General features: G+C 60.4%; 17 protein-coding genes. 9 read left to right on the forward strand and 8 right to left on the reverse strand.

Annotated features, from left to right (window positions below; all coding sequences use genetic code 11):
* Nucleotides 1-62: 62 nt before the first annotated feature.
* From C4J89_RS07220 to C4J89_RS07235, 4 genes are all read right to left on the reverse strand, one after another.
* Entirely contained in the window at nt 63-1,004 is a 942-nt protein-coding gene (locus C4J89_RS07220; protein ID WP_124406538.1) for a LysR family transcriptional regulator, read from the reverse strand.
* Nucleotides 1,005-1,142: 138 nt separating this feature from the next.
* Complete coding sequence (locus C4J89_RS07225; RefSeq protein ID WP_124414098.1) at nt 1,143-2,330, reverse strand: cyanate transporter; 1,188 nt, start codon at nt 2,328-2,330, stop codon at nt 1,143-1,145.
* A gap of 243 nt (nt 2,331-2,573) precedes the next feature.
* Nucleotides 2,574-3,188, reverse strand: coding sequence for an NAD(P)-dependent oxidoreductase (locus C4J89_RS07230; protein ID WP_124414099.1), 615 nt, complete (start codon nt 3,186-3,188; stop codon nt 2,574-2,576).
* 34 nt (nt 3,189-3,222) lie between these two features.
* Nucleotides 3,223-4,089, reverse strand: coding sequence for an MBL fold metallo-hydrolase (locus tag C4J89_RS07235; RefSeq protein ID WP_124414100.1), 867 nt, complete (start codon nt 4,087-4,089; stop codon nt 3,223-3,225).
* Nucleotides 4,090-4,194: 105 nt separating this feature from the next.
* Here C4J89_RS07235 and C4J89_RS07240 point away from each other — a divergent pair, with 105 nt between their 5' ends.
* Together C4J89_RS07240 and C4J89_RS26880 are read left to right on the forward strand one after the other, a co-directional pair.
* On the forward strand, nt 4,195-5,100 hold the full coding sequence (locus C4J89_RS07240) for a LysR family transcriptional regulator (RefSeq protein WP_124366233.1): 906 nt from the start codon (nt 4,195-4,197) through the stop codon (nt 5,098-5,100).
* Nucleotides 5,101-5,198: 98 nt separating this feature from the next.
* Entirely contained in the window at nt 5,199-5,375 is a 177-nt protein-coding gene (locus tag C4J89_RS26880) for a hypothetical protein (protein ID WP_164484515.1), read from the forward strand.
* 28 nt (nt 5,376-5,403) lie between these two features.
* Here the strand turns inward: C4J89_RS26880 and C4J89_RS07245 are convergent, their stop codons facing one another.
* Nucleotides 5,404-6,282 (reverse strand): helix-turn-helix domain-containing protein, encoded by an 879-nt coding sequence (locus tag C4J89_RS07245; RefSeq protein ID WP_124361755.1) that lies wholly within the window; start codon nt 6,280-6,282, stop codon nt 5,404-5,406.
* Nucleotides 6,283-6,469: 187 nt separating this feature from the next.
* Between C4J89_RS07245 and pobA the strand changes: the two genes are divergently transcribed.
* The gene (pobA, locus tag C4J89_RS07250; RefSeq protein WP_177413026.1) at nt 6,470-7,654 is read left to right on the forward strand and encodes a 4-hydroxybenzoate 3-monooxygenase; all 1,185 of its coding nucleotides are present in this window, start codon (nt 6,470-6,472) and stop codon (nt 7,652-7,654) included.
* Nucleotides 7,655-7,720: 66 nt separating this feature from the next.
* Complete coding sequence (locus tag C4J89_RS07255) at nt 7,721-9,235, forward strand: MDR family MFS transporter (protein WP_256681783.1); 1,515 nt, start codon at nt 7,721-7,723, stop codon at nt 9,233-9,235.
* Between the two features lie 134 nt (nt 9,236-9,369).
* Here C4J89_RS07255 and C4J89_RS07260 read toward each other — a convergent pair.
* Nucleotides 9,370-10,733, reverse strand: a protein-coding gene (locus tag C4J89_RS07260) for an IS3 family transposase (protein WP_124414103.1) whose coding sequence is annotated in 2 segments (ribosomal slippage) — nt 9,370-10,268 and nt 10,268-10,733 — 1,365 coding nt in all. Because the reading frame shifts where the segments join, the coding sequence is not laid out codon by codon here.
* Nucleotides 10,734-11,481: 748 nt separating this feature from the next.
* Between C4J89_RS07260 and C4J89_RS07270 the strand changes: the two genes are divergently transcribed.
* Nucleotides 11,482-12,783, forward strand: coding sequence for an IS4 family transposase (locus C4J89_RS07270; RefSeq protein ID WP_124416006.1), 1,302 nt, complete (start codon nt 11,482-11,484; stop codon nt 12,781-12,783).
* Nucleotides 12,784-12,901: 118 nt separating this feature from the next.
* Here C4J89_RS07270 and C4J89_RS07275 read toward each other — a convergent pair whose 3' ends face one another.
* On the reverse strand, nt 12,902-13,741 hold the full coding sequence (locus tag C4J89_RS07275) for a cache domain-containing protein (RefSeq protein ID WP_124414104.1): 840 nt from the start codon (nt 13,739-13,741) through the stop codon (nt 12,902-12,904).
* A 72-nt stretch (nt 13,742-13,813) separates the two neighbouring features.
* Nucleotides 13,814-14,587: a transporter substrate-binding domain-containing protein gene (locus C4J89_RS07280; protein WP_124414105.1), complete on the reverse strand. Its 774-nt coding sequence runs from the start codon at nt 14,585-14,587 to the stop codon at nt 13,814-13,816.
* Nucleotides 14,588-14,794: 207 nt separating this feature from the next.
* Between C4J89_RS07280 and C4J89_RS07285 the strand changes: the two genes are divergently transcribed.
* The 4 genes from C4J89_RS07285 to C4J89_RS07300 all read left to right on the forward strand — a co-directional run bounded on the left by C4J89_RS07285 (nt 14,795) and on the right by C4J89_RS07300 (nt 17,981).
* Nucleotides 14,795-15,394 carry a class I SAM-dependent methyltransferase gene (locus C4J89_RS07285; RefSeq protein ID WP_124361761.1) on the forward strand — a complete coding sequence of 200 codons (600 nt, stop codon included), beginning with the start codon at nt 14,795-14,797 and terminating at the stop codon, nt 15,392-15,394.
* Between the two features lie 122 nt (nt 15,395-15,516).
* Nucleotides 15,517-16,650, forward strand: a complete 1,134-nt coding sequence (gene rnd, locus C4J89_RS07290) for a ribonuclease D (RefSeq protein ID WP_124414106.1) — start codon at nt 15,517-15,519, stop codon at nt 16,648-16,650.
* A complete protein-coding gene (locus tag C4J89_RS07295; RefSeq protein ID WP_124361763.1) occupies nt 16,647-16,940 on the forward strand; it encodes a YcgL domain-containing protein in 294 nt (97 codons plus the stop codon). The genes rnd and C4J89_RS07295 overlap by 4 nt, the downstream gene beginning before the upstream one ends.
* A gap of 108 nt (nt 16,941-17,048) precedes the next feature.
* A complete protein-coding gene (locus C4J89_RS07300) occupies nt 17,049-17,981 on the forward strand; it encodes a D-2-hydroxyacid dehydrogenase (RefSeq protein WP_124414107.1) in 933 nt (310 codons plus the stop codon).
* Nucleotides 17,982-18,031 lie beyond the last annotated feature (50 nt).

The following is an 18,031-nucleotide window of genomic DNA, read 5'->3' on the forward strand; positions in this document are numbered from 1 at the left end:
CCGCAGGGAGTGACAAGCTGCAAGCGCCAAGCTGACAGCCACTCCGGCACCTCTTGCCGCTTTTAACTTGCCGCTTGCAACTGCTCCTCACACACCTTCACCACTTGCTCGCGAAACCAGGTATTGGCGTTGTCCTGTTCGCTGGTTTCATTCCACTGCATATCCAGGGTGAAGCCCGGCAGACCATTCGGCGCTTCGCAAAACCCGTACGCCGCAGTCGATGCCAGCAGCTTTTGCACGCGGCGGGGCAGGGTCACGATGAAGTCGGTGCCGCTGATCATCTTCAACGCCGCGCTGTAGCTGTTGGCCCGCGCGATCACCTGGCGTTTGTGGGCCTGGCGCGCCAGCCAGCCGTCGATCATGTTGGTGTCGGACGTCCAGGGCGTGGGAAACACGTGGCGCCGCTCGACGAAGGCCTGCAGGCCGAATGCCGGTTCCCGGGGCGCCGCGCGTTTATCGAAGACGCATACCAGGTCATCTTCGAGCAGCATTTGGGTCTTGAAGTCTTTATGGGCACGATGAAAATTCGGGCCGAAGCAAATCACCAGGTCGAGGCGGCCTTCGCGCAAGTCGTCGGCGGGAATCTCGGCTTCCAGCTTGCGCACGTTGACGATCACCGGCAGGTCGGCGCGGTCGAAGTTTTTCAGCAGGCGCGGCAGGATCAGCTGTTCGAAGTATTCCGGGGCGCACACATTGAAGGTCACGGCCTTGCGGGTCGGGTCGAAGGCCTGGCCCCCGGCGTGGCACAGGTTGATGCTTTCGAGGATTTTCTGCACATGGCCGTACATCGTGGTGGCCTTGTACGTCGGACGCATGCCCGCGCGGGTGTTGATAAACAGCTCGTCTTCGAAACTGGTGCGCAGTTTCTTCAGGCTGTAGCTCACAGTGGATTGGCTGACGAACAGCGTTTCGGACACGTCGGTAACGCTGCTCTGGTCGTAGACAGCGATAAACACCATCAAGTCCTGCATATCGAGCTTTCTGAGCAAGTTACTGTTTAGCATCGGTTCCGTCCGTAAAACCCTTTGTACCGAACTCAGTACAAGACTGCGCAAAATGTTAACGGAACGCTCGTACCAATAGAAAGCTCTGTAGGACTCTTCTATGTTTTGGGTGGGACAAAAAGTGTTTACAACACGACCTCAGCGGATATGCCGCGCGTAATGCGCGGGATTGAAGCGCGTGACCATCAGCAGCATCACCACCACCACGGCCGCCAATGACCACCAGGCCCATTCGAAGCTGCCCAATTGGTCGCGGATCATCCCGGCGATCAGCGGCGAGAGGCCGGCGATCAGGTAGCCGACGCCCTGCACGAACGCGGTCAGGCCACCGGCACGGCGCGGATTGTCGAGGTGGTCGAGGGACAGGATCAGACTCATCGGAAACAGGCCGCCGATTCCCAGGCCGAGCAGGCACGGCCACACCAGGCTCAGGTGCTGCGGGCTGAGGATCAGGCCGCAGAAACCGATGATGATCAGCACCAGCAAGACCGCGACCACGCCGCGTTTATCCCGGCGGCGATTGGCGATGGCGGGGGTCGCCAGGCCGGAGACGACCTCCATGGCGGTCAGCAGACCCAGCAGCAAACCGGCCTGCTGTTCGCTCCAGCCCTGCTCGACGTAATACGGTGCCAGCCACGCCAGCACACAGGTGTAGCACGCCGTGCCGAGGCCGAAAAACAGCGCCAGCAACCAGGCCCGGCGATTGCCGAAAAACGACGCCTGCGAGCCGCTGTCGACATGAGGCAAGGGCGGCAACGCCGAGCGCTGGGCGTACCAGAACACCAGCCCCAGCAGCGCCAGCCCTGCCCATATCGCAAGACCCATGCGCCAACTGCCGGTGTGCACTTGCACAAAGGGCGCAAACGAGGCGGCCAGTGCCGCGCCGCCCATGATCGCGGTGACATACAGGCCCATGAACAACGAAACGTCAGCGCTGAAGCGCGACTTGATCAGCGCCGGCATCAACGCCTGGATCAGCGCGATCCCGATGCCTGCAGCAATGGCGCTGACAATCAGCTCCAGCGCCGAATCCAGCCACAGCCGCGACACTGTCGCCACGCCGATCACCAGCAACGACACCACGATACTGCGGTGTTCGCCAAAGCGCCTGGCCAGGCCCATGCCAAAGAACATCGCCAGGCCCATGCCCATCACCGGCAGCATGGTCAGCAAGGCCGCGCTGCTGAAATTCAGCGGCACCTCAGCGCGAATCGACGACAACAAAGGCCCCACGGCCGCCATCGACGGGCGCAGGTTGAGGGCGACCAGCACCACACTGATCATCAGCCACACGGCGGTGGTGGGTTTTGCCTGAACGTTTTCCATGGGCCTGCCTTGAATGAACCAGGGCGAATCAGGCCACGGGTGGGCGAGGGCAGGCAAATGAGAAAGTCGTTGGGGCTATTGAAAAAATGCTTTATGCCCCAGCCAATTGCGCAAATGGCCACAGCACTGAGGATTCAATGTGGGAGGGGGCTTGCTCCCGATAGCGGTGTATCAGTTAAAGAGGCTCCAACTGAACCTGCGCTACGGGAGCAAGCCCCCTCCCACAAGTTTGACCCTGTTGTGTCAGTAGCCCACGGTGAAGCGTTTGCGCGAGTGCTTGGGGGTTTCCACTTCATCGAGCATGGCAATGGCGTAGTCGGCGAAACTGATCGAGCTTGTTCCGTCACTGCTGACCAGCAGATCATCCTGGCCCAGGCGGAATTTACCGGTGCGCTCGGTTCCATCGAACAGGGCCGACGGCGACAGGAAGGTCCAATCCAATTCCTTTTCCTGACGCAGCGCTTCCAGGAACTCAGCCCCCGCACTGGCTTCAGTTTTGTATTCTGCCGGGAAGCCCGGGCTGTCGATCACCCGGCTGCCGTCCGGCAGCAGCAGCGATCCGGCGCCACCCACCACCAACAGGCGTTTGACCCCGGCCTTTTTGACCGGGCCGATCACGGCGCTGGCAGGCAAGGTGGCAAAGTGCGCCGCACTGATCACCACATCGCTGCCGCTTACGGCCTGTTGCAGGGCATCGGCGTCCAGGGCATCGACGCGTTTGGCCGTGATGCCAGGGCGTACGGCCAGTTTGTCGGTATTGCGCGCGACGGCAGTGACGGTATGGCCACGGCGCAGCGCTTCTTCCAGCAGTTGGCTACCGGCACGGCCGGTGGCACCAATGATTGCGATCTTGCTCATGACGTTCTCCAGTCAGGTCAGGGTTTAAAACCAATTACCACTTCATTTCGCCCTTGGCGACTTTGGCGCTCAACTGCAGCGAGCCTTCGTCGGCGAGGGTCGGGTAGCGCTTTTTCATCGCCGCGATCAGGGCGGCAGAATCCTTGGCCTTGGCGGTTTCGATGTCGAAGGCCTTGATGTAGTCGGCGGTGAAGGTGACTGAGGCAGGCGATGGAGTACCCAGGTAGTGGCCCGGAATCACGGTGGTCGGCTTCAAGTCTTCAATACGTTGCAGAGTGGCCAGCCAATCCTTGTGGGACTGCGGGGTCTGGGTGTCAGCCATCCACAGGTGAATGTTTTGCGCGACCACCACGCCGCCGACCACGGCCTTGATCGACGGAATCCACACAAAACTGCGATCCGGCTGCGGGCCGTCCAGGCCGATGACTTCCAGTGACTGGCCTTCCAATGTCAGGCTGTGGCCTTCGAGCACCTGTGGCACGAGGGTCTTGGCCGGTTTGTTGGCGCCCATTTTCGGGCCCCAAAACGCCAGTTTGGCGGCGACGGTGGCGTTGATATGGTCGACCACCGGTTGGGGCGCCAGCACTTTCGCCTCGGGGAATGCGGCGGTGAGCGTGTCGAGGCCGAAGTAGTAGTCCGGGTCGCCGTGGCTGATGTAGATGGTGGTCAGGTGTTTGCCGCTGGCGCGGATGTTCTGCACCAGTTGCTCGGCCTGGCCCTTGCCGAATTGTGCGTCCACTAGGATCGCGTCCTTGGCACCGCTGACCAGCACCGAGCTGACCGGGAAAATCGCGGCTTCGCCGGGGTTGTATACCTCGAGTTTCAACTCTGCCGCCAGTGCGTGGGCGCTGAAGGCCAGGGCGGCGGTCGCCAGGGTCAAGCGTTTGAAGGTCGAGAACATCGGGCAGCTCCTGCCATCGGTAAGGGATGCGCAGAGCTTAGTTGCATAAAACATCACAAAAAATGCGATGCTGAGACATAGTTTGTTTCTGAAATCGGGCAAATCATGGATCGTCTTCAAGCAATGCGCGTGTTTGTCAGCGTGGTGGACCTGGGCAGTCAATCTGCCGCCGCCGATCATCTGGACCTGTCGCGCCCAGTGGTCTCGCGCTATCTGGCCGAGCTGGAAGATTGGGTCGGCGCGCGCCTGCTGCACCGCACCACGCGCAAGCTCAGTCTCACGGCTGCCGGCAGTGAAACCCTGCCGCGTTGTCGGCAATTGCTGGAACTGTGCGCTGATATGCAGGCCGCCGTCAGCGAGCCCGATGAGACCCCGCGGGGCCTGCTGCGCTTGAGTGTCAGCACCTCGTTCGGCCAGGCGCAGTTGGGCGCGGCCATTGCCGAGTACGTCAAACGCTACCCGTTGGTGACGGTCGACCTGCAGATGCTGGATCGCACGGTGAACCTGGTGGATGAGCGCATCGACCTGGCGATCCGCACCAGCAACGACCTGGACCCGAACCTGATCGCCCGGCGCCTGACCGTATGCCGCTCGGTTGTGTGCGCCACGCCGGCTTATCTGCAGGTGCATCCGGCGCCGCAGAAAGTCGAAGACCTGGCCCGGCACAACTGCCTGACCCACTCCTACTTCGGCAAGAACCTGTGGCATTTCGAGGAAAACGGCGAGCATGTGTCGGTGCCCGTACACGGCAATATCACCGCCAACGAGGCCAGTACGTTATTGCGTGTCACGCTGGCTGGGGCTGGGGTGGCGATGCTTCCCAGCTATCAGGCCGGCGACCTGATCCGCAGTGGTGAACTGGTGCGCTTGCTGCCGGAGGCTGAGCCACGGCAGATGAATATCTATGCGGTGTACGCCTCGCGCAAGCACATGCCCTCGGCGTTGCGCAGCCTGCTGGATTTTCTGGTGTTGCGGTTTCCCGAGGCGCCTGCTTGGGATGTCGGTCTCTGAGGCGACATAAACGGGCTGAATGGCCTGCAATCATGGCAACTTGCCCGGACTGACCTATGCTTTAAACAGCACCGTATAGATCTGTTCAGAGGTGTGTCATGAGTATTAAAACCAGAAAGTACCTGATGATTTTCAGCCTGTGCGCATTGGCTACCGCGCTGTACGGGACGGCCGCGTATCGCGTGGAACAGACGCGCATGCAGCCCACCTTTGCGATCAGTTGCCATCAGGATATGTGTGTGCCCCGCAGCGGCAGTTTCAGTGCCTTGCGTTGATGCCGGACACGCTGCACGCCGCCGATGTTTAATGCTGCGGGCTATCGGCCTTCAGCTGCTCGCGAAACGCTTTGGGTGAGAATCCGACCCTGCGGCGGAACAAGCGTGAGAAGTTGGTCGGGTCGGAAAACCCCAGCACTTCCGACATTTCATTGATCGTCATGCTGGTGTAAGTGAGCAGGCGCTTGGCCTCCAGCAACTGGCGGTCATGCATGATCTGCAAGGCTGGCTGCCCGCCCAACTCCCGACACGTCCCATTCAAGTGTGAGACCGAGATGCCCAACTTGTGGGCCAGGTCTTCAATCTTGGGGTGTTCGCGGTAATGCTGTTCGACCAACTGGGTGAAGCGTCGGAAATATTCACGGCTGCGTGGCACCCTGGGGTGGCGGCGCTGGATCGCCTGGCGGCTGACCCACACCAGCAGCACGCTGACCAGGGCGTGCATCATCATGTCGCGTGCCGGTTGATCGTCGGCGTACTCGTCCTGCAAGCGGGTGAACAGGTTGTTGAGGTAATCACTGTCCTTGCCCGCCGGGTAGTTGCCCAAGGCGTGCAGGCCATCGACCGTGCTGCCCAGTTGCGCCTGCAAGTGGCTGACCAGGGGCGCCGACAGGGTCACCACGTAACCTTCGACATCTTCGGAAAAACGAAAACCGTGCACACACAGCGGCGGCAGTACCTGCAGGCTCGCTTCGTTGAGGGTGGTGCGCTGGCCTTCGATTTCCAGGTGTGCCTGGCCTTTGTGCACGTACAGCAGTTGGCAGAGATCCGCGTGCCGGTGGGGTTGGATTTCCCACTGGTATTCCCGACTGCGCCGGGAAATGGTTTCGCAGTGCAACAAATCGGGGGTCGGCCACTGTTGGCTTTCCCCGTAAAGCTTGAAGACCGGAATCGCGGTGTTGGTCATGGTTTCAATCCGATACTCAGGAAGTGGTCGGTAATCGCCCCGATTGGCAAAAAGCGCAGGCTTTGAAACAGTTTTCACCTTCTTGTGCTGCTCGCTCAAGTGAAAAATGTCAGCCACACGTCCACTGACAACTCTTTCACTCGTTCGGTTCGGGTGAAGCCTGCAGGCCATAAGAATAATGAAAACGCTGAAAACCCAAGTCGCTATTATTGGCGCCGGTCCTTCCGGACTGCTGCTCGGCCAGTTGCTGCACAATGCTGGCATCCAGACCCTGATCCTAGAGCGCCAGGCCGCCGATTACGTGCAAGGCCGCATCCGCGCCGGGGTGTTGGAGCAAGGCATGGTCGACCTGCTGCGCGAGGCCGGTGTCAGCCGACGTATGGACGCCGAGGGCCTGGTGCATGACGGTTTCGCCTTGGCGCGCGATGGCCGACTCACGCACATCGACCTCAAGACCCTGACCGGCGGCCAGTCGGTGATGATCTACGGCCAGACCGAAGTCACCCGCGACCTCATGGCCGCCCGTGCAGCAGCCGGCGCCATGACCTTGTATGAAGCCTCGAACGTACAACCCCATGACCTGAACAGTGAGCGTCCCTGGCTGACCTTCGAGCATCAGGGCCAGGCCTTTCGCCTGGAGTGCGATTACATCGCCGGTTGTGATGGCTTTCACGGCGTGGCCCGTCAGTCGATTCCGCCCGAAGCGCTGCAGGTGTTCGAGCGCGTCTACCCGTTCGGCTGGCTGGGCATGCTTGTTGATACGCCGCCGGTGCACCCGGAGCTGGTGTACGCCAAGCATCCCCGTGGCTTTGCGCTGTGCAGCATGCGTTCGCCGACCCGCAGCCGTTACTACTTGCAAGTGCCCGCGCAGGAGCCTTTGGCCGACTGGTCGGACGAGCGCTTCTGGGATGAGCTGAAAACCCGCCTGCCCGCCGACCTGGCTGAACGGCTGGTCACCGGGCCGTCCCTTGAAAAAAGCATCGCGCCGCTGCGCAGCTTTGTGGTGGAGCCGATGCAGTACGGGCGCCTGTTCCTGCTCGGCGATGCCGCGCACATCGTGCCGCCCACCGGCGCCAAGGGCTTGAACCTGGCGGCCAGTGATGTGAACACCTTGTTTCGGATCTTGCTCAAGGTCTATCGCGAAGGGCGCGTGGAGTTGCTCGAGCGGTACTCCGCCATCTGCCTGCGGCGGGTGTGGAAGGCCGAACGGTTTTCCTGGTGGATGACCTCGATGCTGCATCAATTTCCCGAGGCGGACGGCTTCAGCCAGCGCATTGCCGAGAGCGAGCTGGATTACTTCATTAACTCCGAGGCGGGGCGCAAGACCATCGCGGAAAATTACGTCGGGCTTCCTTATGAAGCTATCGAATAGCCTGCTATCGTATTCGGCATTCCCGCAAGCTGCCGTTGCCTGCGGGCCCTGCTCGAAGGTTCTGCCGTGACTGCTCTCAATCCGCCCACTCCAACCGTTCCCGCCGTGCGCAGCATCCTCGCCGCGCTGATGCTGGCGATCTTTCTTGGCGCGCTGGACCAGACCATCGTCGCCGTGTCGATGCCGGCCATTTCTGCGCAATTTCATGACGTCAACCTGCTGGCCTGGGTGATCTCCGGCTACATGGTGGCGATGACGGTGGCGGTGCCGATCTACGGCAAACTCGGCGACCTGTATGGGCGGCGGCCGATGATGTTGATCGGCATGGGCCTGTTCACCGTCGCCTCGCTGTTCTGTGGCATGGCGCAAAGCATGGAGCAACTGGTGCTGGCGCGGGTTCTCCAGGGCATCGGTGCCGGCGGGATGGTCTCGGTGAGCCAGGCGATCATCGGCGACATCATCCCGCCCCGCGAGCGTGGGCGTTACCAGGGCTACTTCAGCAGCATGTATGCAGTAGCCAGCGTCGCCGGGCCGGTGTTGGGCGGTTATATGACCCAATACCTGTCCTGGCGCTGGGTGTTCCTGATCAACCTGCCGTTGGGCGCAGTTGCCTGGTACGTGGCCCATCGCACCCTCGTGGGGTTGCCGGTGCCGCAACGCAAGCCGATCATCGATTACCTCGGCACCGTGCTGATGATCATCGGCTTGACCGCTTTGTTGCTCGGTATCACGCAAATCGGCCAGGGCCATGCTTGGCGTGACGATCAAGTGCTCGGGCTGCTGGCCTGTGCGCTGTTGGCGTTGAGCGTGTTTGTATGGCATGAACGCCGCGCGCCGGAGCCGTTGTTGCCCATGCACCTGTTCGTCAACCGCAGCGCGGTGTTGTGCTGGTGCACGATTTTCATCACCAGCTTCCAGGCGATTTCCCTGACCGTGCTGATGCCGCTGCGTTACCAGACCGTGACCGGCGCCGGTGCCGACAGCGCGGCCCTGCATCTGCTGCCCCTGGCGATGGGGTTGCCGATGGGCGCCTATTTCGCCGGGCGCATGACGTCGGTGACGGGCCGCTATAAACCGATGATCCTCAGTGGCGCGGTGTTGAGTCCCTTGGCGATTTTCGGCATGGCCTACAGTGCGCCTGAGGCAGTCGGGCTGACGTCATTGTTCATGCTGCTGTGCGGGATTGCTGCGGGGATGCAGTTTCCGACTTCGTTGGTGGGGACGCAGAATTCGGTGGAGCAGCGTGATATTGGCGTGGCGACCAGTACGACTAACCTGTTCCGCTCCCTGGGTGGGGCGGTGGGGGTGGCGTGTATGTCGGCGTTGCTGTTGGCGTTGTTGCAGGATGGGAGTTTTGTTCATTTGGCCAGTGGTGCGTTGGTGGGCGAGGGGGGCTCTGGCAATGTGCTGCTTGATGGGCTTAACGCTGCGCCTGGGGCGGCGCGGGATGCGTTGCGGGGGGAGTTGGCGGTGACGTTTCGGCATTTGTTGATGGTGAGTGCGGGGGTGTCGTTGTTGGGGTTGGCGGCGGCGGTGGTGATGCCGGATCGGGTGTTGCGGGGGCTTGGGGATAAGCGCTGAGGGGTTGGGGGCGTGGCGGCCTCTGGGCCGACCAGGTCGTTGGGGGTGACTGAGTACATATCCGTTATTTAGGTAACGGCGGCTTATGGTTCCGCTCTTACATGAACTGCCCCCCAAAAGTTGGACGGGAGACGCTATTGATTTAGTGCCTGGGTCCGAAACTGTACCGGACTCAAGCCATTCAGTCTGAGGCTTATGCGGTCTTGGTTGTAGTAGGCGATGTAATCCTCTATGCCTGATGCCAGCTGCTCCACACTCTCAAATGATTCCAGATAGAAAAACTCGCTCTTGAGCGTGCCGAAAAAGCTTTCCATGGCGGCATTGTCCAAGCAATTACCCTTGCGAGACATGCTCTGCTCGATGCCCTTTTCGGCCAGCATGTGTCGGTAGGTAGGCTGTCTGTACTGCCAACCCTGGTCAGAGTGCAGTATTGGTTTTTCATCTCGACTCAGTCGCCCGAAGGCTTTTTCCAGCATCATCGAAACCATACTGAATTCGGGACGTCGGTTGATCTGGTAAGCCAGGATCTCGCCGTTGTACAAATCCATGAGAGGCGAGAGAAACAGCTTTTGCCCGTTCACCTTGAACTCCGTCACGTCGGTTGTCCATTTCTGGTTAGGGGCTTCTGCCTTGAATTCTCGCTTTAGCAGATCGGGCGCAACAAGCCCTTCAGCACCTCGGTAAGAACGATATTTCTTCACTTTGACCAGCGACTTGAGGCCCATCATCTGCATCAGCCGGTGCACCTTCTTGTGATTGATCAACTCACCACTGTTTCCAAGGGTCACGGTAATGCGGCGGTAGCCGTAACGCCCCTTATGCCCGTGATAGACGCTGCGGATGCGATCTTTAAGGTCGGCATGCTTGTCGGTTAGCAGTGTTTTGCTTTGGTAATAGAAGGTGCTGCGTGCAAGTCCCGCAGCACGTAGCAACAGAGCAAGTGGATGCTCATGCCTCAATCCTTGGACGACCTGCGTTTTTTTAGCTGCGCAGTACGGGGATCCGCTTGGATTAAGGCATCGAGCTTTTTTAGATAGGCATTCTCCGCGCGCAGATAGGCCAGTTCTGCGAGCATTTGTTTAGGGGTCAGTTCTGCGTCCGCAGGAAGAGCAGGACTTGCTTTGGGTTGCCTGGAAGGTTTGCGGGGCATGCTGGGCTCTTTAAGACGATGCGGTTGTAGTGCTCTTACACCGCCTTCATCGTACAGCTTTCGCCACTGCCTGATACTACTTGGACCACGGATATCAAACCGTATACAGGCCTGTTGGTCCGACAGTCCGTCTTGTTCGATGCACTGCAAAACCTTCAATTTAAACTGGGCATCGTAATGGCTGTACTTGGCAATCAAGCCAGAGGCGCCGTGCTTTTCAAAACCCTTGACCCAGCGCCGCAGCAGCGATGGACTCAAGCCATGCTTGAGGGCCACCTCATGAACGCTACTGGCAGACAGGCACTCTTCAATCAGTGATTGCTTGAGTGCTAGGTTGTATTTCGTCATGGAACACCCTCCCGTGGGGTCAGATGTCCAACATTCGGGGGGCAGTTCAACAGCGGGTCACTTTTGGAAGGACCCAAAAGTAACCAAAAGGTCCTCGCCCCACCACTCGGCACCTCGCTTGGGCTCGGTGTGCCCTCACTCCGGCTTGAATCCGTGGGCCGCCGCCATGCGCCATCCATGGCGCAGGGCGGCTAACCCGGCGTCCTGCCGGGTTACCCACGGATTCAAGCCTGCGTTCGGCCAGCGTGGTTAACGGGGCGACTGAGATCAAGATCCAAAGCAAGAGCAAGAGCCAGATCAAAAGATTGCTGACTTCGTCAGCGTCTGAGGAAGTAGAAGCGACACCGCGCACGCTTCAATGATTAGGTCGGCTCGAAGGCCGCCTCGCTTTTGCTTTTGATTTTGATTTTGATCTTAAGCGCCCCGTTAAACCACGCTGGCCGGAATTCGATAGGGATTTGGGGGGTAAACCGGCAGGACGCCGGTTTAGCCGCCCCGCGCCATGGATGGCGCGTGGCGGCGGCCCCCCAAATCACTGTCGGATTACGGGCACACCGAGCGTGAGCGAGGTGCCGAGTGGTGGGGCAAGAGCCCTTTGGTTACTTTGGGGCTTTTCCAAAGTGACCCGCCGTAAGGGCCAGCCCTTTCAAGGTCTTTGATAAAATCCCGCAAAACTCCGATCAGGGTGACGAAAGCGATGTGGGCAGAGGTTCTAGCGCGGTTTGAGAAAAAAGCACCGGCCAGTGTCATGACCAGAGTGATATTGGAGCAGGCTGTTCCTGCTGAATGGGTCGACCAGGTGTTCGAAGAGCACCGTCAGCGGCAGTACCCACGAGAGCTTTTGTTTTCAACCATCGTTGAACTGATGTCCCTTGTTTCATTGGGTTTGCGACCTTCGCTGCATGCCGCCGCGCGACAGATGGAAGATCTTCCTGTCAGCTTGGCGGCGCTGTATGACAAGGTCAGTCGTACAGAGCCTGCGCTACTGCGCGCCTTGGTCACCGGTAGCGCAGAGCGTTTGGCACCGACGATAAAAGAACTGGGGCACACAGCCATTTTGCCTGGTTGGCAACTACGGGTCGTTGACGGTAACCACCTGCCTTCCAGCGAAAAGCGTCTGGGCGCTTTGCGCCGTGAACGAGGCGCCGCCCGGCCTGGTTTTTCCGTTGTGGTTTACGACCCCGATCTGGACCAGGTCGTTGATCTTCAGCCTTGTGAAGATGCCTATGCCAGCGAACGCGTCAGCGTGCTGCCGTTGCTGGAAAAGGCCAACGCGGGGCAACTGTGGATGGCTGATCGACTCTACTGCACGCTCCCAGTCATGGAGGCCTGCGAAGATACCGGGGCCTCGTTCATCATTCGCGAACAGAGCAAACATCCACGCCTGCTTAAGGAAAGCGACTGGCAGCTGCCTGTTGCGGTCGCGGCAGGCAGCGTGCGTGAGCAAATCATCGAAGTAAAAGGTGGACGCCAGTGGCGGCGAGTCGAACTGAGCCTGCAAAACCCCACCGAATCCGGCGACACCACGCTGCTGTTCTGGAGCAACTTGCCCGACTCTATCAGTGCTGAGCAAATCGCCGATTTGTACCGCCGTCGTTGGAGCATCGAAGGGATGTTCCAGCGCCTGGAAGCGGTGTTGGACAGTGAAATCGAAACCTTGGGCAACCCTAAGGCAGCCCTGTTGGGATTTGCATCGGCCGTGCTGGCTTACAACGTTCTGGCCGTGCTCAAACGCAGCGTCGAACAAGCTCATCGCCAAACTCTGCACGACGATTGGGAAGCATCGATTTTTCACCTGACGGTGCAGGTACGCAGCGGTTACGAGGGAATGCAAATAGCCTTGCCAGAATATTTATCCATCCCTATCCCCGCAGCGGGGCTGGCTCAATATCTGCTTGCACTTGCTCGAAATATCCAGCCCAAAGCGGTCGTCAAGAGCAAGCGGGGGCCGAAGGTGCCTAAACCCAAGGAATGGCTGGAAGGCAAAGCCGCGAATGCCCATGTGTCGACGGATCGGGTGCTCAAGGCCGCTAAAATCAAAAGACCTTGAAAGGGCTGGCCGTAAGGGCGGAACCCTAAGCCGCCGTTACCTGAATAACGGATATGTACTCAATAAACCCCACCACCTGGTCGGCCCAGAGGCCGCCACGAAAAAACGTGCCCCCCAGTCAGGGACTGTAATACCCCACCGCCACCATAAAACGCCCCGCCTTACGCAAATAAGCATGCTTATTCTCAACCTTCCCCGTCACCGGATTCTTCCACCGATATTTGTACTCCCCCTGATCCTGCTCAGTCATCAGCTGAAGAATCGGCTCACCCACAGGCTTCCCATCCGGGTCCTTGACCTTGGCAAAATCCGTATTGATCAAGCGCAGGGTGGTGCCATGGGCCACATAGCGCCGCGTATCCAGGTCCACCACGAACACGTAGAGATCGTCCTGCAGGAAACCACCCTGTAATGAGTTGATCGCCTTGAGCGTCCCCGCTTCATCCTTCACCAGCGCGTTCACCGCTTTGTTGCGCAGCGCCCGTGCCTGTTCCGGCGTAGCCCGTGGCAGGTAATAGCCGACCGCCAGGATGCGCTCGCCCACGCGCTGGTAAAACACGTGCTTGTGCTCGACCTTGCCGTCATTCCAGTTCTCCCAGCGGTAATCGGCCTGCTGGATACCCTGGCCTTCGGGCGCGCTGATAGCTTGCTTGAACGAAGCCTGCAGATCAGGCCCAAGTACCTCGGACACGTCGCGACCGATCAGGGCCGAAGAGGGGCCGCCACTGGCCAGCAGCACGCCTTTGGTATCGACCACGAATACGTAGCGGTCCTGGTCGATGAACTCACCTTGGCGGCTGAAAGCGGCCAATGCCTTGTCACCGTTGCTCTGGTAGTACGCCAGGGCTTTTTCCAGCAGCGCCTTGGCCGCCTGGGCCTCCGCATCCTGGGCCGTGGCGGCGTGCACCTGGCTACAGCACAACAGCAACAGCCAGGTGAATCGCAACAGTGTGTTCATTTATCCATCCCTCGATTTTGTTGGAATGACAAGAGCGTAGACGGTCGGCGAGGGAATCGTGGCGCAAGCTGATCAAGGCGCCGCCAGCCACTGACTGACGATGCCGTCATACACCCCGGTCGCCACGCTCAGGTGCAACCATTGGTCGACGTAGCTTTTCCAGGCCACGTCATCGCGCGGCAGCAGGAAGGCTTTCTGGCTGTACTGCATCTGCCGCTCGGGGTTGACCGCACAGAGCCCCGGTTTTTGCTTTTGCTGGTACCGCGCTTCGCTGGCGTCGGTGATCATCACGTCGGCCTTGCCCGCCAGCAGTTCGTCAAAAATCGTCACGTTATCGTGCAGGCGTATCTGCGCCTGGCCCAGGTGGGTGCGGGCAAACACTTCGTTGGTGCCACCCGCCGGCTCGATCACCCGCACCTGAGGCTGGTTGATCTGTTCGACGCTCTGGTAGCGCTGCACGTCGGCGCAGCGCACCAGCGGGATCTTGCCGTCGACGCCCAGCGGCTGGCTGAAGAAGGCTTTTTTCTGGCGTTCCAACGACACCGAAATACCGCCCACGGCAATGTCGCAGCGTTGCGCCAGAAAATCCGGCATCAGGGTTTTCCAGGTGGTCGGCACCCAGGTGATCGTCGCGTTGAGGCTCTTGGCCAGGGATTCGGCCATGGTGATATCAATGCCTTGATAGTGGCCATCGGCACGCAGCGAGGTGTAGGGCATATAGTCGCCGGTGGTGCACACCGTCAGCGTGCCACGCTCGATGACCTCATCCAGGCGAGACGCGCTGGTATCGGCCAAGGCGGTGGTTGCCATGCTCGCCAGTACACACAGGGCTAGAGGTGCTTTCATGCGGTCGAATCCTTGGGGCAGGTCGGGTGGTCATTATTGACAGCGCAGGGCTGGTGGACAAGCTGCGCCGCCGGTTTAGCCCAATGGCAACGGCGTCCCGGATCATCAATGGAAGACCCGGCGGGCTTTCGACCTTTTTTTCACGTTGCAGTGGTTAAGCTGCGGACCAAGGTCGTTCTACTTCCGTTATAGCCACATGAGCCCGCGATGTCGTCACAGCCTCCATCCTCCATCGAGACCGAATTCACCGAGCGCCATGACCGTGAGCATGCCAGGGTCTGCGGTGATACTCGTCCGCCCGGGCTGTTGCAGCGCCTGGCCGCATGGCGCGATGCGCGGTTGGTGCGCCATGCGTTGAAGGTCGCCGGGGAGCCGGGGTTGATCCTGGACCTGGCCTGCGGCTCCGGGCGGTTCTGGCCGGTGCTGGGCGAGCACGTCAATCGGGTGATCCTGGCGTCGGACAACTCCCAGCAAATGCTCGACCATGCCCGCACCCACCATCCGGCGGCGCTGCTCAAACGCGTCAAGACATTCCCCGGCTCGGCGTTTTCCATCGGCCTCTCAGCGAATGCGGTGGATTGCATCTTCTGCCTGGAGTTGTTTCGCCATGTGCCCAGCACCGAGGTGCGCCTGGTGTTGCTGCGCGAATTTCACCGGGTCAGTCGCGATACCGTGATTGTATCCGTGGACGCGCGTACGCCGGTTGAGGAGGAGTTCCGCCAGGCGGGCTTCAAGGTTTTGAACCACCGGGAGTTCCTGCCGGGCTCCAAGCTCTGGTGTGTCTACGTCCTGCGTAAGAGGGGATAACTCCCGCCTGTCGGATTATTCGCCGTCTCCTGTCTGAGTTTTCATGGTTGCCTGTGCACTGCGGATGCTCGCAAGCCCCTTTCGCGATATATACTGCGCGCCATTCTTCAAGGGAGAGCCGTGTGGCCATCGATATTCACTGGATCTGCGACAACGATAGCCTCGGCCAGCATTGCGCCGAATGGCAGCAGTTGCCATTCGTCGCCCTCGACACCGAATTCATGCGGGTCGACACCTTCTATCCCATTGCCGGGCTGATCCAGATCGGTGATGGCGTGCGCGCTTACCTGATCGATCCGCTGACCATCGACAACTGGCAACCCTTGGCCGCCTTGCTGGAAGACCCAGGCGTGATCAAGGTGGTACACGCCTGCAGCGAAGACCTGGAAGTGCTGTTGCGCCTGACGGGCAGCCTGCCGGCGCCGTTGTTCGACACCCAATTGGCTGCGGCTTACCTGAACCTGGGTTTTTCCATGGGCTACTCGCGCCTGGTGCAGGCGGTGCTCGATATCGACCTGCCCAAGGGCGAGACGCGCTCGGACTGGCTGCAGCGGCCCTTGTCCGACACCCAAGTGAGCTACGCCGCCGAAGATGCCGTGCACCTGGCCGAGGTGTATATCCGGCTGCGCCCGCGCCTGTCGGATGACAAGTACGCCTGGGTGCTGGAGGACGGCGCCGAACTGGTGGCCAACCTGCGTCGCGAAGTCGACCCCTACGAGGTGTACCGCGACGCCAAGCTGGCGTGGAAGTTGTCGCGTGCCCAGCTCGCCGTGCTGCGTGAACTGTGCGCCTGGCGCGAACAGCAAGCCCGTGCCCGTGACCTGCCGCGCAACCGCATCATCCGTGAACACTCATTATGGCCCCTGGCCAAATCCCAGCCGGATAACCTCGCCGCCCTGGGCAAGATCGAAGACATGCACCCGCGCACCGTGCGTCAGGACGGCCAGTTCCTGCTCGACCTGATCAAGCGTGCGGGCAGCGTGCCCATGGACCAATGGCCGCCTGCCGTGCCTGAACCGCTGCCGGTCGACGCCGCCGCGCTGATCAAGCAACTGCGCGCCCAGGGCCAGGCCGAAGCCGAACGCCTGGACATGGCGCCGGAACTGATGCTGCGCAAGAAAACCCTCGAAGCCCTGGTTAAAAGTGGCTACCCCGATGGGCCTTACCAATTGCCAGACTCGCTGCGTGGCTGGCGCCGCGAGTTGATGGGCCAGGCGCTGCTCGACAGCCTGGCCACTGCCGGAGAACAGCCTTGAAACGTATCTGCTCCATTTATCGCAGCTTGAAAAAAGACGGCATGTACCTCTACGTCCTCAAGAGTGACGCCCTGGAGCGGGTACCGGAGCCGTTGATGGTTGCCTTTGGCAAGCCGCATCACGCGTTCGACATGGTGCTGACACCGCAGCGCAAGCTGTCGCGCGAAGACATCGTCGTGGTCCTTGAAAACCTCGACAAGCAGGGCTACCACCTGCAAATGCCGCCGGCCGAGGACGAGTACATCGAACACTTGCCCGAAGAGCTGCTGCGACGCAACGACCCGATGTGATCGGTGGGTGCCCGGTGCCGGGCACATTCTTCAACGCAATCGTATTGAGTTGGCGGTGGCCGTAAGGATGCGGGCGGCCGTCTGCACTGTTTTTGAAAGGTTTGAACCATGCGTGTTCTGATTGCTGAACAGGATCACCCGCTCTACGCCCAATTGCTCCGCGAAGCCGCGCCCGACCTTGAGGTGCTGACCAGCGGCAACTCGGCCGAACTCTCGCGCCTGGCCGCCGATTGCCCGGTGTGGCTGGGCCAGCCGGACCTGCTGGCAACGCTGTTGCGCCAGGGCCATCACCCGCAATGGCTGCAATCGACCTGGGCCGGCATCACGCCGCTGCTGGCTGAAGGCTTGCCGCGTGATTATCGCCTGACCCGCGCGGTGGGTATCTTTGGCCAGGTCATGGCCGAATTCGTCCTGACGTACATGCTCGGCCACGAACGTGAGGTGCTGGCGCGGTTGGTCAGCCAGGTCGAGCGCAAGTGGGACAACCGCTTGGGCCAGAGCCTGGCGGGGCGCAAGGTGCTGCTCGTCGGTACTGGCGATATCGGCCAGAGCGTGGCGCAGTTCCTGCTGCCGTTCGGCGTCAAGCTGTATGGCATCGCCAGCCAGACCCGCGAGCAGGCGCCATTTATTGAAGTCGCCGGGCTCGAACAATTGGGCCGGCTGGTGGGCGAGGTGGATTATGTGATCAACCTGCTGCCCAACACCCCCGAAACCCATGATCTTTACGACGCGGCCCTGTTCAAGCAATTCAAGCCGACCGGGCTGTTTATCAACGTCGGGCGCGGCGTGGCGGTGGTCGATGCCGATCTGGTCGAAGCCCTGAAAGAAGGGCACCTGGCTGGAGCGGTGATCGATGTATGTCGCCAGGAACCGCTGCCGCAGCGCCACCCGTTCTGGACGGCGTGGGGCTTATTGTTGACCGGGCACAGCTCGGCGCCGACCTCGCCGTCGATGATGGTGGAGCTGTTCGTGCAGAACGTGCGTGCGTACCAGGCCAAACAGGCACTGCGCGGGGAAGTGGATTTCGAGCGCGGCTACTGAACCACAGCAGTACAAAAAATGTGGGAGGGGGCTTGCCCCCGATAGCGGTG

Source organism: Pseudomonas sp. R4-35-07 (assembly GCF_003852235.1).
Taxonomy (GTDB): Bacteria; Pseudomonadota; Gammaproteobacteria; order Pseudomonadales; family Pseudomonadaceae; genus Aquipseudomonas.

What these genes read in the sequence shown, in the direction of transcription:
- C4J89_RS07270 (WP_124416006.1), top strand. Translation starts at nt 11,482, where the DNA reads ATGACCAGAGTGATATTGGAGCAGGCTGTTCCTGCTGAATGGGTCGAC.
- C4J89_RS07275 (WP_124414104.1), bottom strand. Translation starts at nt 13,741, where the DNA reads ATGAACACACTGTTGCGATTCACCTGGCTGTTGCTGTTGTGCTGTAGC.
- C4J89_RS26880 (WP_164484515.1), top strand. Translation starts at nt 5,199, where the DNA reads ATGAGTATTAAAACCAGAAAGTACCTGATGATTTTCAGCCTGTGCGCA.
- C4J89_RS07285 (WP_124361761.1), top strand. Translation starts at nt 14,795, where the DNA reads ATGTCGTCACAGCCTCCATCCTCCATCGAGACCGAATTCACCGAGCGC.
- C4J89_RS07300 (WP_124414107.1), top strand. Translation starts at nt 17,049, where the DNA reads ATGCGTGTTCTGATTGCTGAACAGGATCACCCGCTCTACGCCCAATTG.
- C4J89_RS07280 (WP_124414105.1), bottom strand. Translation starts at nt 14,587, where the DNA reads ATGAAAGCACCTCTAGCCCTGTGTGTACTGGCGAGCATGGCAACCACC.
- C4J89_RS07225 (WP_124414098.1), bottom strand. Translation starts at nt 2,330, where the DNA reads ATGGAAAACGTTCAGGCAAAACCCACCACCGCCGTGTGGCTGATGATC.
- C4J89_RS07220 (WP_124406538.1), bottom strand. Translation starts at nt 1,004, where the DNA reads ATGCTAAACAGTAACTTGCTCAGAAAGCTCGATATGCAGGACTTGATG.
- C4J89_RS07235 (WP_124414100.1), bottom strand. Translation starts at nt 4,089, where the DNA reads ATGTTCTCGACCTTCAAACGCTTGACCCTGGCGACCGCCGCCCTGGCC.
- C4J89_RS07240 (WP_124366233.1), top strand. Translation starts at nt 4,195, where the DNA reads ATGGATCGTCTTCAAGCAATGCGCGTGTTTGTCAGCGTGGTGGACCTG.
- C4J89_RS07245 (WP_124361755.1), bottom strand. Translation starts at nt 6,282, where the DNA reads ATGACCAACACCGCGATTCCGGTCTTCAAGCTTTACGGGGAAAGCCAA.
- C4J89_RS07230 (WP_124414099.1), bottom strand. Translation starts at nt 3,188, where the DNA reads ATGAGCAAGATCGCAATCATTGGTGCCACCGGCCGTGCCGGTAGCCAA.